This window comes from Janthinobacterium sp. GW458P (assembly GCF_002127585.1).
Lineage (GTDB): Bacteria > Pseudomonadota > Gammaproteobacteria > Burkholderiales > Burkholderiaceae_D > Janthinobacterium.
The window spans coordinates 98,199-111,440 of record NZ_NEGZ01000008.1 but is presented as its reverse complement, the minus strand read 5'-3'; the positions used below and the strand labels follow the sequence as shown (position 1 = coordinate 111,440).

Below are 13,242 nucleotides of genomic sequence, written 5' to 3'. Positions count from 1 at the left end.
AAAGGAAGCGAGTCTTCATCTTAGGATTGCCAACTCATATCGTCCAATATATATTCAAGGCCCAACTCATACTTTTAAAATATTACTTATATGGAACTGCGCCACCTGCGCTACTTTGTCGCCGTTGCCGAAGAGCTGCACTTCACGCGCGCGGCCGAGCGCCTGCACATCGGCCAGCCGCCCCTGAGCCAGCAGATCCAGGCGCTGGAAGGGGAACTCGGTGCGCAGTTGTTCGAACGCAACAAGCGCTCCGTGCGGCTGACGCAGGCAGGCCGCCTGTTTCTCGACGATGCGCGGCGCATCCTGGCCCTGTCGGAACAGGCGGCAGTGACGGCGCGCCGGGCCCAGCGGGGCGAAGCGGGCGAATTGCGCATCGGCTTTACCTTTTCCACGCCGTTTACGCCCTACTTCGCCACCGTCATCAACCGCTACCGCCAGCAGTTTCCCCACGTCACCTTGACCCTGCACGAGATGGCGACCCTGCATCAGCTGGAAGCGATCTCGGGCAGGACGATGGACCTGGGTTTCGTGCGCCCGCCGGAAACGACGTATCCGGACGACATCCGCCTGACGCAATTGCGCCAGGACCCGCTGTTCCTCGTGCTGCCCGTCGCCCACGCGCTGGCGGCCAAGCAGGAAATCGCCATCGCCGACATGGCGGGCGAAGGCTTTGTCATGTACCCGAAAGATGCGGGCACGGGGATTTATCCGCAGATCTTCCGCCTGTGCAAGGCGGCCGGCTTCGTGCCCCAGGTCACGCAGGAAGCGGGCGAGGCGTCGACCATCATCGGCCTGGTGGCGGCCGGCTGCGGCATTTCCGTGCTGCCCGCCTCGTTCGACCGCATCCGCATGGATGGCGTGTGCTACCGCCCCATTGCCGATCCGCAGGCAACGACCAGCTTGTTACTTGCACAACGGGAAGAAGAGACGTCGCCGCTGGTGGCGGCGTTCGTGAAACTGGCCGAAGAAGCGGCCATGGAAGGGGGAGCGTAGGCCGGCAGGCGCCAGCCTACGTACGCTGCCTTATGAGTAGTCCGCGTCCAGCTCGGAACCGGCGTAATTCTCCAGGTCCTCGAACAGGCTCTTCATGCTGGCCCGCGTGAGGATTTTATGCACGACGGTGCAGCTGCGGCGGTAGGCATCGATGCGGTCGAGCAGCACCGGATGATGCTGCACGGGCACCTTGGCCACCAGGGCGGCCCAGCCTTCCTCGAAGTCGGGCTTGTTCTTGCGCACGGAACGCACGAAGCGTTCAAACTCCTTCTGCCCCGTGCGCGCGACGATGCGCCCTCCCCCCTCGATGGCGAAGATGATGGCCAGGGCGATGACGCCCTCGGCATTCAGGTCGCTGTCGCTGACGGGGCCGTTATCGTGGTGGCGGCGCAGCCAGCCGGCCAGGCGCACGACGGCTTGTACTTCCTTGCGCTGTTGCAATTGCAGCGCATACTTTTCATAGCCGGCCCAGTTCTGGTTCGGGTCGGCCTGGCAAATATCGATGAACAGTTCGCGCAAGCGGCGCTGCAAATACACGGGGTCCTGGTCGTATTCGCCCACGAGGGCGTCCTCGGGCAGCTGCGACAATTCCTTGATCAGGCGGAAACCCACCTGGAACGCGTGCTCGGCGCCGTGCTCGACGAGGAAATCGAGCGCGGCCTGGTCGCCTTCATGCGTGACGGCCTGTTCCAGGCCCAAGGACACGCCGCCCACCGTCAGGTACAGCGCTTTCTGGATGCCGTCGGCCGTGCGTTCATTCGTGAACTTCTCGGCCACCATGGCCGTGATGCCCGTCAATTCGTCGGCCAGGTTCAGCGCCGCGTCCTCGCGCGGGTCGCCCGGCAACAGCTTGATGGCGCGCACGAGGCGCGGAAGATTCTCTACAACAATTGCTGGCAGCATTAGTCGATCCCTGCTTTCATCACGAGAAAATGCCCGTGCCCAGGCTGCGGCGCGTGCTGGAACGCGGCGCGCTGCGCGTGCTCGGCACTTGCTTGCGCAGGCGGTACAGCAATTCCTTGGTACTGCGCTGCAACATGGTCGGCTCTTCGTCCGGATCGTCCGAGTATTCGGCGTCGGCCAGGTCGGCGCTGTGGCGGAAGTCGGGGAACAGCTCGAACAGCGAGCGGTCCCAGCCGTCTTCATTGGCTTGCGCCAGCTCGATGGCCAGCGGCACGACGTCGTTGTCGGACGAGGTCACGCCCGTCACGTACGGTCCCTTGATGACGATCTCGCCCGCCACTTCGAGGATTTCCTTCGGCGCCATCGAGAACAGGATGGCGAACGCCGTGGCGCCCCAGTCGGTGGCGGACGCTTCGAGCAGCAGCTCGCGGCGGCGCTCGGCGTCGTCGGTGGAAAACACCACGCCGTGGATGTGCGCGAACAGCGCTTCGGCGATGCGTTCCGGATCATCCTCGATCTGGTCGTCGCTCCAGGTGGCGGCGATGAAGGCCAGGCTGTCGGCCCACGCCTTCGGCGGCACCAGCAGGGTGGCCAGCGACATCTTGCCGCCGTCGAAGCCGGCCAGGTGCAGGGCCGTCACCTGCGGCGGGATGGCGCTCAGTACTTCCACTACGGCAAGATCGCCGTACTGGTCGGCCGCGTCGGCAAACGCCTGCTCGGCATGGCCCAGCGAACCGGACAGCACCAGTTCCGTGACCTGCTTCGTCAGCGCGGGCAGGTTGCTTTTTTGTTCATCCTTGTTATCGGCCATGGTCGTCTCCATCCTGGTCAAACATCTGGGCGAAATCGTCGGTGGCTTCGTCTTCGTCGTGCTCGTCGTCGCCGTCGTCATTGGCGGCCAGCTGGTCGAGCGACTGGTCGTCGTCGTCCCACAGGCGCGGATTCTTGTGCAGGAAGGCCGTGATGATGGCCTGGCGCGCCAGGTCGGGGAAGCTCTCTTCGATGGCGGCGTACATCTTCGCCGCTTCCGGCGCGGCGCACGTCGCCATGGAAAACACGCGGGACGGGTCGCCGAACTCGTAGTCTTCGCTTTCGGCCAGCAAACCCTTCGGGTCGCTGAAAGTGATGTGGTCGACCAGCGCGAAGGCCAGCATGTTCACGTCTTCGATGCCGCCGCCGCTGGCGTACTCGCTCACCAGCGCGTCGACCATGCTTTTGTAGTTCTTGCGGTTCGGCGGGTCGCCGAGGATGCCGTCGATCTGGCCTTCCAGCTCGCGCGACTGGTACGCGAATTCAGGGTGTACTCTTCTCATGCTGTGCTTTCCAATGTGATGCGCGGTACTTTTACTTAAAAGCAAAAGCACCATTGTTTGTTGTTTTTTAAATCATCCGGGCTGTACCGAACGGCCATCAGCGTGCTTAGTCGGCCGGCAGTACCGTGCCGTGAAGGCGGAACACGCCGCACCACAGGGCATAGGCTTCCGCTTCCGGATCGATGATGATGCGGTGGTTCACGCTCTGGTCGTATTCGGCGCGCTTGGCCGGGTCGGCCAGGATTTCATACGCCTTGGTCACGCTCTTGAAGCGCGCCTCGGCGCCGGGGGCCTGGTTGCGGTCGGGGTGGAAGCGCATGGCCAGCGAACGGTAAACCTTCTTGATTTCATCGTCGCTGGCATTGGGCGCGACACCGAGGACGTTATACAAATTTTCCATAAATGGCTCCGGGGTCACGTTTTGTTTGCTAATTAAAGGCGAATTATCCTATAGAACGGCGCCGGCGTCGCTTGCATGCTGGGATATGGGGGCAAATACGTGCTTATAAAGCGCTTGCGGTACGGTAAAATGCTTTTTACTGTCACTCTTCCGCATTGATCAATGAGCAACGATAAACCGAATACCGCCGCGCCAGCGCTGGCGCCCAATTTCTTGCGTAACATCATCGAAGCCGACCTGGCTGCCGGCACCCACGTGCGTCCCGGCATGCCCCAGGTGATCACGCGTTTCCCGCCGGAGCCGAACGGCTACCTGCACGTGGGCCACGCCAAGTCGATCTGCGTCAACTTCGGCCTGGCGCGCGACTACGCCGGCCAGTGCAACCTGCGCTTCGACGACACCAACCCGGCCAAGGAAGAGCAGGAATACGTCGATACCATCATGGACAGCGTGAAATGGCTGGGCTTTGACTGGGAACCGCAGCATGCCGATGGCCAGAGCCACCTGCACTACGCGAGCGACTATTTCGACCAGCTGTACGCGATGGCCGAATACCTGATCACGGCCGGCTTTGCCTACGTGGACAGCCAGAGCGCCGAAGACATGGCCGCCAACCGGGGCAATTTCGGCCAGGCCGGCAAGAATTCGCCGTTCCGCGACCGTCCGCGCGACGAATCGCTGGCCCTGTTCCGCGCCATGAAGGCGGGCCAGTTCAAGGATGGCGAACACATCCTGCGCGCGAAGATCAGCGAAGATGCCATGAGTTCGCCGAACATGAACTTGCGCGACCCGGCCATCTACCGCATCCGCCACGCGCACCACCACCGCACGGGCGACGCCTGGTGCATCTATCCGATGTACGACTACACGCACCCGATCTCGGACGCGCTGGAAAACATCACGCATTCGATCTGCACGCTGGAATTCCAGGACCACCGCCCGTTCTACGACTGGCTGCTGGAAACCCTGTCGGCCGGCGGCTTCTTCCAGCAGCCCGTGCCGCACCAGTTCGAATTCTCGCGCCTGAACCTGACCTACATCGTCACCAGCAAGCGCAAGCTGCGCCAGCTGGTGGAAGAACAGATCGTCGACGGCTGGGACGACCCGCGCATGCCGACCCTGGTGGGCATGCGCCGCCGTGGCTACACGCCGGAAGCCATTCAATTGATGTGCGAACGCACGGGCGTGACGAAATCGGACGGCTGGATCGACTACAGCGTGCTCGAAGGCTGTTTGCGCGAAGACCTGGACCCGAAGGCGCCGCGCACGGTGGCCGTGCTGCGTCCGTTGAAGTTGATTATCGACAATTTCCCCGAAAACGAGAGCGTCGAGTGCACGGCGCCCGTGCATCCGCATTTCCCGGAACGGGGCTTGCGCACCTTCCCCATCTCGCGCGAGCTGTGGATCGAGGAAGACGACTTCATGGAAGTGCCGAACAAGGGCTATTTCCGTTTGTATCCGCCGATCGACGACAAGCCGGGCAGCCGCGTGCGCCTGCGCTACGGCTACGTGATCGAGTGCACGGGCTTTGACAGGGATGCGGACGGCAAAGTGAGCGCCGTGCATTGCACGTACTTCCCGGACAGCAAGTCGGGCACGGAAGGCAGCGCCAACTACAAGGTCAAGGGCAATATGCACTGGATCAGCGCGCCGACGGCGATTGCCGCCGAAGTACGCCTGTACGACCGCCTGTTTACGGACCCGCAGCCGGACGCGGGCGGCAAGGACTTCAAGCTGGCCCTGAATCCGCTGGCCAAGGAAGTGGTGCAGGCGTGGCTGGAACCGGGCGCGGAGCTGGCCCTGCCGGAACAGCGCTTCCAGTTCGAGCGCCACGGCTATTTCGCGGCCGACCGGGTCGACAGCCAGCCGGGCAAACCCGTGTTCAACCGCATCGTCACGCTGAAAGACAGCTGGCAGCCGGCAAAATAAGCCGTCATGTGGCTCACAAAAAAACCGCTGCGGCGGTTTTTTTTCGTCACAGCAACAGACATCTTCAAAGAAATATTGCCTGTTGACTATATTCACGAAAATTTTGTATATTAGGCAGCTATTGAGCAATTTACAATATCGATAGTGCTTGTACAACGCAGCCTAGCCACCGCCACCGAGGCGGCACCCGATTCCTCTTCCTGATACGGATGGCGATGTCCTCTACTGCTGGTGAACAACAGTTATCGCTGGAAAAAAAGCCGCTGTGGCTGCTCGGCTTCGCGCTCTCCCTGATGGTCGGCTTGCTGTTCTACATGGCCGCCTCGCTGTCGATCGAAAGCGATGCCAGCGATATGTTCAACAATCTGGCGCGCAATACCCGGCAAAACATCGAATCGCGCGTGAAGTCCTACGCCAATTTGCTGCGCGGCGCGGCCAGCCTGTTCCGCGCCAACGAACATGTGAGCCGCGAGCAATTCCACCGCTACGTGGCGAACATGGGCTTGCAGCAAAACTATCCGGGCGTGATGAATCTCAATTACAGCCAGGAACTGGATGAAGCCCAGCGCCCCGCCTTCGAAGCGGCCATGCGGCGCGACTATCCGCCCGGGCGCGACGGCTATCCCGCCTTTGCCATCCACCCCTCGCCGCCCCGCGAGCACTACTCCGTGCTGGTGTACATCGAGCCCATCGCCAGCGCCGCGGACCGGTATGGCCACGACATCGCCGCGCGGCCCCTGATCGCCGAGGCGCTGGCGCTGTCGCGCGATTCCGGGCGCATCAGCAATTCCGGCTTGCCCGTGCCCATGGATGGCCGGCCCCAGCTGACGGGCATGGCCATGCGCATGCCCGTCTACCGGCTCGGCATGCCGACCGACACCGTGGCGCAGCGGCGCGCGGCCCACATCGGCTCCGTCGGCATCGGTTACGACCTGGTGACGATGGTGCGCAGCGCGCTGGCCGACATGCCGGTACGCAATGTCCGCCTGACCCTGTTCGACATCGGCCCGCAAGTCACGCAAGCGCTGGACCTGCCGCATGACATGCGCCCCATCTTCGACAGCACGGCGGCGGGCCTGCACGCGCCGTGGTGGCAGCCGGGCAACTCGGGCAAGTACCTGAGCAGCACAATGTTGATTGAATACAATGGCCGCGTATGGCAAGCGCTGTTCAGCGTGCGCAAGAGCGACCTGTATAGCCGCTTCGATGCCTTTTTACCATGGCTGGCCCTGCTGGCGGGCTTCGCCAGCTCCATGCTGCTGTACATCCTGTTCCACACGCTGGCGTCGTCGCGCCGGCGCGCCATCCAGATGGCGAACGGCATGACGGAGGAATTGCGGGCCAGCCAGATCCGCCTGCAGCTGTCGCACCAGAAACTGCGCCGCCTGGCGGCCCACGCCGACCAGATCAAGGAAGAGGAGCGCAAGCGCATCGCCCGCGAAATCCACGACGACCTGGGGCAAAACCTGCTGGTGCTGCGCATCGACGCCGACATGCTGGCCTCGCGCACGCAGCGCCGCCACCCGCGCCTGAACGCCCGCGCCCGCTCCACCCTGGAGCAGATCGACGCCACCATCAAGAGCGTGCGCCAGATCATCAACGACTTGCGCCCCACCGTGCTCGACCTGGGCGTGAATGCGGCCGTCGAATGGCAGGTGGCGCAGTTCCGCCAGCGCACGGGCATCGCCTGCGAGGTCAGCGAAAGTCACGACGATATCTGCCTGAGCGACCAGTGCGCGACGGCCCTGTTCCGCATCCTGCAGGAATCACTGAGCAATATTTCCCAGCATGCCAATGCCAGCCGCGTCCAGGTGAAGCTGGAAAAATGCAGCGACACCGTCTCGATGAGCGTGAGCGACAACGGCGTGGGCGCGGCCTTCGACGGGCGCAACAAGCTGGGCTCGTTCGGCCTGGTCGGCATCGAGGAGCGCATCAAATTGCTGGGTGGCACTTTCTACATCGTCAGCAGCCCCGGCGCCGGCATGAGCGTGCACGTCAGCGTGCCGCTGGGCGCCGACGCCACCCGCTTTCCCTACCAGGACGAGGCCAGCACCTGAGCGGGGCCTCCGGCCCGGAAGCGGACTGGGCTTGCGTATTTTGTGATTAAGTGCAATATTGATGTAGAACAACTCTTACTGCCTGCCGCTCGCTGCCCAGGCGCCCATCCACCTGCCAGGAGTCCACGCCACCAGCCAGCATCTTCCTCTTTCCCGCCGTTTTTCCCCACTCTGCTCTTTACATACAAGGATACTCATGGATACGAACGACAGTTTCAAGGCTATAGCGGATTTGAATTTGGACGCGATCAAGGTCAAGCTGATGCACCGGGAATCAGGTGAAGGATGGAGCCTGGAAAAGGCGAATGCGGTGGAGTTCGAGTACCGGCGCTTCCTCATCCTCATGAAGCAGTTTCCGCAGGAAGAAACGGCGCCGCTGATGGATGTCGACACCTTCTGGCACTACCATATCCTCGACACCCTGAAATATGCGGCCGATTGCGAACAGGTGTTCGGCTACTTCCTCCACCACTTCCCCTACATCGGCCTGCGCGGCGAAGACGACGAAGCGGCGCACCACCGCGTGGGCGAGCGCATGAAACAATTGTACGAGCAGACATTCGGCGAGGATTATATCCGCGCAGAAACGGCGTATTCGGGACGCGCCGTACAGGCGGCATATTCGGGCAGGGCCGTCAAAACGGCGTTTTCCAGCGCTGCGGTGCAGGCGACCGCGTATTCAGGCCGGGCCGTGCAGCAGACGGCGTATTCGGGACGGGCGGTACAGGCTGCGTTTTCCAGTGCGGCGGTGCAAGCGACGGCGTATTCGGGCCGCGCCACCGGTGCTGCGCAGACCGCGTTTTCCAGCGCCCCCGGCACATTGGCCGCAGCGCTCGTCGAGTCGTCCACGACCGGGCTGGAAATGGGACGTTTCTATACCGATCGCCCGGCGCTGAGTCCGGACGCGCAATAGAAAACAGGAAAGACAGATTTGGCTGCCGCACGCGGCAAGCCTGACTTGCGCAGACGGCACCTCTCAGTTTGCCGTCTGTCGGGCGCTCTTAGGCAGCCATCAACTCGCGCAGTTCACGAATGCTGAAATCGCTGATTTCATGCATGCGGATAAGGATCGTGGCGCCGATCGGCAAGGTGTTGTGACGAATCTTGCTGATGACAGGCGGCGCCACTTCCAGTGCGCGCGACAGGGCTGCATCGTTTTTCAGCTGCAGCTTGTCGATGATCGCATCGAGGACGCGATTCGGGTTGTAGGTAGGCAAAGAGGTAATTTGTTTGAGAGACATGGTCGAAAATCCGTACTTGTTGTATTAGTGCCAAAAGAAACCGAATGTCTCTTCTGCAATAATTCAGGGTAAACACACTAAAAAGCGCCATCACTTATGCGGTTTTAATGCCGCAAACAATATAATACACGCTATTGTTGATTTTTGCGTAACTTGAAGCAAAATTGTGATAATTGAAGAGATTTGACGCACTTGGAATGTGCTAGAGGATAACCCAAAATGAAAAAATTTGCTGCAAGTCATCAATTATTACAATGAGAAACGCCGCTATGCATGAGCCAGGCAATGGTCATCAAGGTGCCCAGGCGGGCCATATCGGCTGACAAGTGCCAGCCTTGCGCGGCCAGGCCGGCCGCTGTGGCATGCATGCCGGCGTCCACGCCGGCCCTGACGCGGCACCAGGCCAGCTGGCGGCGGATTTCGTGGGGCGGCGGCGGCGGCTGCAGCGCATGTTCGCGGCGCCGCATGTAGGCGCGCACCTGCTCCTTGCTGGGATGGCTCATGACATGCATAGCACGCTCCTGCGGACGGGACACATCGTCGCGCGAACTCCACTACTGCCCAGCCCGCCATAAATCGGCGACATGCGTGACGACATTGCTCACCATATCGCCAGCCCGCCATGGCGCGTTTGCGCTATATCAATGGCAACGGCTTGCGCCCAGGCCCGCCCGCGGCGTCCAGACGGGGCGGCGCAGCATCTTCAGCTTATTTCATTATTTCTTTTGCTGGCGCACGCGCTGCTGCTGCTTTTCCTGCGTCTGCTGGCGGTTCTGCTTGCGCTCGAACAGGGTCACCGCGTCTTTCTTGGCGTTCTCCGCCGTGCGCATGGCTTCGTGCGCGTCGTGCGGCACGAAGAACTCGGCGTCCTGCGCCGCCACGACCAGCTTGATGGCGGCGTCGTCGTCGAGGTCATACAGTTCCGTCAGGACGGTGGTGACCTCGTCCAGGTATTCTTCGTAAGTGAGGGTGGTCATGCTGGCTTCCTTAAATGAATGGCGTGCGGCAGGAACGGCGCGCGGCGCGCCGGCCCCTGAAAAGTGCGGAGATAACCGGCCATTTTACCCGATGCCGGCCCCGCCGGCTGCCATCGCCTGCAAGGCATCGGCCACGCGCGGGTAGCGCAGGCGCACGCCCAGCTCGCGCCGGATGCGCGCATTGTCCATGCGGCGCGACTCGGACATGAACGACAGCAGCATCGGCGTGACCACCGTCTGCAGCTGCGCGCGCGGCAGGCGTGGCGGCCTGGGCAGCTTGAAGGTGTCGGCCACGGCATCGAAATACTCGGCCATTTTCAGTTCGCTGTCGTCGCTGGCGTGGTACACGCGGCCCGGCCGGGCCCGCCACAGGGCCCGCTCGATGATGCGCGCCAGGTCGTCCGCATGGATGTGATTGGTGTACACATCGTCGCTGGCCGCCAGCGCCGGCGTGCCCTCGCGCAAGCGCTTCAGCGGCAGCCTGTCGTCCGCATAAATGCCGGGCACGCGCAGGATGGCCAGGCGTCCCTGGCGGCGCGCATTCCAGCCCCGCAAGACCTGTTCGGCATCCACGCGCCGCTTCGCCCGCGCATTGGCCGGCGCCACGGGCCGCGTTTCCGCCACCGTGGCGCCGCCGCAATCGCCATACACGCCGCTGGTGCTCACATACACCAGGCGCGCGTGCTCGGGTAAAATGGCGGCCAGATTGCGCGTGCGCCGGTCCAGCAAGCCAGACGACTGGGGCGGCGCCAGGTGCACCACGTACGGCGCCAGTCCGGCCAGCCGCCGCAGGCTGGCGCGGTCGTCGAGGTTGGCCACGATGGGCACGGCGCCGGCCGCGCGCAGTTGCGCGCAGCGGGCGGGCTGGCTGGTGACGGCAAAGACGCGAAAACGCGCGCGCAGCAGGGGCAGCAGCCGCATGCCGACATCGCCGCAGCCGAGGATCAGCAGGCGCGGCAGGCCCACCGGCTTGCGCAAAGATTGCATTAACATATTTTTCATCTCAAGGATTGTATGACTTTTCAAGTTACTGTTCAGCCCAGCGGCCACCAATTCAGCTGCGAAGCGGACGAAACCGTGCTGGCTGCGGCGATCCGCGCCGGCGTGGGCTTGCCCTATGGCTGCAAAAATGGCGCCTGCGGCTCCTGCAAGGGCAAGGTTGTTTCCGGCACCGTCCAGCACAAGGCGCACCAGCAGCGCGCGCTGACGCCGGAAGAGGAAGCGGCGGGCTTTTCCCTGTTCTGCTGCGCCACAGCAAGCGGCGACCTCGTCATCGAGGCGCGCGAAGTGGCCGGCAGCAGCGACTACCCGATCAAGAAAATGCCGTCGCGCGTGACCACGATCGAAAAAGTCGCCCCCGATGTCGTCGTGCTGACCCTGCAGCTGCCCGCCAGCGAGCGCCTGAACTACCGCGCCGGACAGTATATCGAATTCATGCTGCGCGACAACAAACGCCGCAGCTACAGCATGGCCAGCGCGCCCGCCGATGGCGGCCCCGTGACGCTGCACATCCGCCACATCCCGGGCGGCCTGTTCACCGACCAGGTATTTGGCACGCTGAAGGAGCGCGACATCCTGCGCTTCGAAGGCCCGATGGGCACCTTCTTCCTGCGCGAGGACAGCGACAAACCCGTCGTGCTGCTGGCCTCGGGCACGGGCTTTGCCCCGCTCAAGGCCATCGTCGAGCACATGATAGCCGAACAGTCGGCGCGCCCGATCACCCTGTACTGGGGCGGCCGCCGCCCGCACGACCTGTACATGGATGCCCTGTGCCGCCAGTGGGCCGCCGACTTGCCCCAGTTCACCTATGTGCCCGTCGTCTCGGACGCCCTGCCGCAAGACGCGTGGAGCGGCCGCACGGGCTTCGTGCACCAGGCCGTCATGGCCGACCTGCCCGACCTGTCCGGCCACCAGGTGTATGCCTGCGGCGCGCCCGTGATGGTCGATTCGGCCAGGCACGACTTCGTGCAGCAATGCGGCTTGCCGGAAGACGAGTTCTACGCCGACGCCTTCACCACCGAAGCCGACCTGGCCAGGTAAGCATCTCCTTCCAGACAGCGGGGCGCTGCTGGCGCGGCATCCGCTGCGTTCGCCTCCCTGCCACCCCGCTGTCCCCTGGAAATGTCATGTCTCTCGCCTCCGCCGGCAACGGCTTCAGCATTCTCCGTCACCGCAACTTCGCCTGTTACCTGTCCGCCCGCGTGCTGGGCACCGTGGCCGTGCAGATGCAAAGCGTGGCCATCGGCTGGCAGGTGTACCAGATCACGGGCAGCCTGTTCGACCTGGGCCTGATCGGCCTGGCCCAGTTCGCCCCCTTCCTCGTGCTGATCCTGCCCGCCGGCCATGTGGCCGACCGCTACAACCGCCGCAACATCATCGCCTGGTGCCTGACGGCGCAGCTGGCCTGCGCGCTGGCCTTGCTGGCATTTACATTAAGTAATCTTTCCATCGTCTGGCCCGTGTTTGCCGTGCTGGTGCTGTTCGGCAGCGCGCGCGCCTTCATGATGCCGGCCACGCAAGCCGTGCTGGTCAACATGGTGCCCACGCAGCACTTCAGCCGCGCCCTCGCGCTCAGCTCGTCAAGCTCGCATGTGGCCATCATCCTGGGACCTACCCTGGGCGGCCTGCTGTATTACTTCGGCCCCAAGGCGGTGTATCTGATCTCGTCGGCGCTGCTGGTGCTGTCCGTGCTGCTGATGCGCGCCACCACGCCCGCGCCGCAAGTGGTGAAACGCGAACCCGTCAGCTGGCATGCCCTGCTCGAAGGCTTGCGCTTCGTCTGGTCCAAACCCATCGTGCTGGGCGCCATTTCGCTCGACCTGTTTGCCGTGCTGTTCGGCGGCGCCACGGCCCTGCTGCCGGCGCTGGCGCACGACGTGCTGCATATCGGCCCCGGCGGCCTGGGCCTGCTGCGCACGGCGCCGGGCGCCGGCGCGGCCCTGTGTTCGATCGCGCTGGCCTTCTTCCCCATCACGCGCCGGGTCGGCGCCTGGATGTTCGGCGGCGTGGCCGTCTTCGGCCTGGGCACCCTGGTGCTGGGCAGCACCAGCCATTTCGCGCTGGCGCTGGCGGCCCTGTTCCTGATGGGCGCCGGCGACATGGTCAGCGTCTACATCCGCCACCTGCTGGTGCAGTTCGAGACACCGGACGAGATTCGCGGCCGGGTCAGCGCCGTCAATGCCGTCTTCATCGGCGCCTCGAACGAGCTGGGCGAGTTCGAATCGGGCTTGACGGCCGGCTGGTTCGGCCTCGTGCGCGCCGTGCTCTTCGGCGGCGCCGCCACCCTGGCCGTGACGGGCATCTGGGCCGTGCTGTTCCCCGTGCTGTCGCGCATGGACCGCTTTCCCCATCACGAGAAGGAAACGGCCTCCCGGACGGCCACCGCGGCTGGCCCATAAGGACTAAGATGCGCTATTGCCACTGACCAAG

General features: G+C 63.4%; 14 protein-coding genes. 6 read left to right on the top strand and 8 right to left on the bottom strand.

Features of this window, described 5'->3' with window-relative positions:
- Window positions 1-90 precede the first annotated feature (90 nt).
- Complete coding sequence (locus tag CBW50_RS08130) at window positions 91-993, top strand: LysR family transcriptional regulator (protein WP_086145057.1); 903 nt, start codon at window positions 91-93, stop codon at window positions 991-993.
- Window positions 994-1,023: 30 nt separating this feature from the next.
- Here the strand turns inward: CBW50_RS08130 and CBW50_RS08125 are convergent, their stop codons facing one another.
- The 4 genes from CBW50_RS08125 to CBW50_RS08110 form a co-directional block, all read right to left on the bottom strand.
- On the bottom strand, window positions 1,024-1,896 hold the full coding sequence (locus CBW50_RS08125; protein ID WP_086145056.1) for a hypothetical protein: 873 nt from the start codon (window positions 1,894-1,896) through the stop codon (window positions 1,024-1,026).
- 19 nt (window positions 1,897-1,915) lie between these two features.
- Window positions 1,916-2,707 (bottom strand): hypothetical protein, encoded by a 792-nt coding sequence (locus tag CBW50_RS08120; RefSeq protein ID WP_086145055.1) that lies wholly within the window; start codon window positions 2,705-2,707, stop codon window positions 1,916-1,918.
- Complete coding sequence (locus CBW50_RS08115) at window positions 2,697-3,209, bottom strand: hypothetical protein (protein WP_086145054.1); 513 nt, start codon at window positions 3,207-3,209, stop codon at window positions 2,697-2,699. Before CBW50_RS08115 ends, CBW50_RS08120 begins: the two co-directional genes overlap by 11 nt.
- Before the next feature lie 106 nt (window positions 3,210-3,315).
- On the bottom strand, window positions 3,316-3,609 hold the full coding sequence (locus tag CBW50_RS08110) for a DnaJ domain-containing protein (RefSeq protein ID WP_010395442.1): 294 nt from the start codon (window positions 3,607-3,609) through the stop codon (window positions 3,316-3,318).
- A 162-nt stretch (window positions 3,610-3,771) separates the two neighbouring features.
- Between CBW50_RS08110 and CBW50_RS08105 the strand changes: the two genes are divergently transcribed.
- From CBW50_RS08105 to CBW50_RS08095, 3 genes are all read left to right on the top strand, one after another.
- On the top strand, window positions 3,772-5,538 hold the full coding sequence (locus CBW50_RS08105; protein WP_086145053.1) for a glutamine--tRNA ligase/YqeY domain fusion protein: 1,767 nt from the start codon (window positions 3,772-3,774) through the stop codon (window positions 5,536-5,538).
- Window positions 5,539-5,753: 215 nt separating this feature from the next.
- Window positions 5,754-7,595, top strand: a complete 1,842-nt coding sequence (locus CBW50_RS08100) for a CHASE domain-containing protein (RefSeq protein ID WP_226936072.1) — start codon at window positions 5,754-5,756, stop codon at window positions 7,593-7,595.
- 196 nt (window positions 7,596-7,791) lie between these two features.
- Complete coding sequence (locus tag CBW50_RS08095) at window positions 7,792-8,508, top strand: hypothetical protein (protein ID WP_086145052.1); 717 nt, start codon at window positions 7,792-7,794, stop codon at window positions 8,506-8,508.
- An 88-nt stretch (window positions 8,509-8,596) separates the two neighbouring features.
- On the opposite strand, the gene CBW50_RS08090 is transcribed toward CBW50_RS08095, so the two are convergent.
- The 4 genes from CBW50_RS08090 to CBW50_RS08075 form a co-directional block, all read right to left on the bottom strand.
- Window positions 8,597-8,836 carry a hypothetical protein gene (locus CBW50_RS08090; protein WP_029496207.1) on the bottom strand — a complete coding sequence of 80 codons (240 nt, stop codon included), beginning with the start codon at window positions 8,834-8,836 and terminating at the stop codon, window positions 8,597-8,599.
- Between the two features lie 242 nt (window positions 8,837-9,078).
- A complete protein-coding gene (locus CBW50_RS08085) occupies window positions 9,079-9,339 on the bottom strand; it encodes a hypothetical protein (RefSeq protein WP_172404704.1) in 261 nt (86 codons plus the stop codon).
- Between the two features lie 213 nt (window positions 9,340-9,552).
- On the bottom strand, window positions 9,553-9,813 hold the full coding sequence (locus CBW50_RS08080) for a hypothetical protein (RefSeq protein ID WP_086145050.1): 261 nt from the start codon (window positions 9,811-9,813) through the stop codon (window positions 9,553-9,555).
- An 84-nt stretch (window positions 9,814-9,897) separates the two neighbouring features.
- Window positions 9,898-10,815, bottom strand: a complete 918-nt coding sequence (locus tag CBW50_RS08075) for an SDR family oxidoreductase (protein ID WP_086145049.1) — start codon at window positions 10,813-10,815, stop codon at window positions 9,898-9,900.
- Window positions 10,816-10,827: 12 nt separating this feature from the next.
- Here CBW50_RS08075 and CBW50_RS08070 point away from each other — a divergent pair, with 12 nt between their 5' ends.
- On the top strand, window positions 10,828-11,853 hold the full coding sequence (locus tag CBW50_RS08070) for a CDP-6-deoxy-delta-3,4-glucoseen reductase (RefSeq protein ID WP_086145048.1): 1,026 nt from the start codon (window positions 10,828-10,830) through the stop codon (window positions 11,851-11,853).
- Window positions 11,854-11,939: 86 nt separating this feature from the next.
- Window positions 11,940-13,211 carry an MFS transporter gene (locus tag CBW50_RS08065; RefSeq protein WP_086145047.1) on the top strand — a complete coding sequence of 424 codons (1,272 nt, stop codon included), beginning with the start codon at window positions 11,940-11,942 and terminating at the stop codon, window positions 13,209-13,211.
- Window positions 13,212-13,242: the final 31 nt, after the last annotated feature.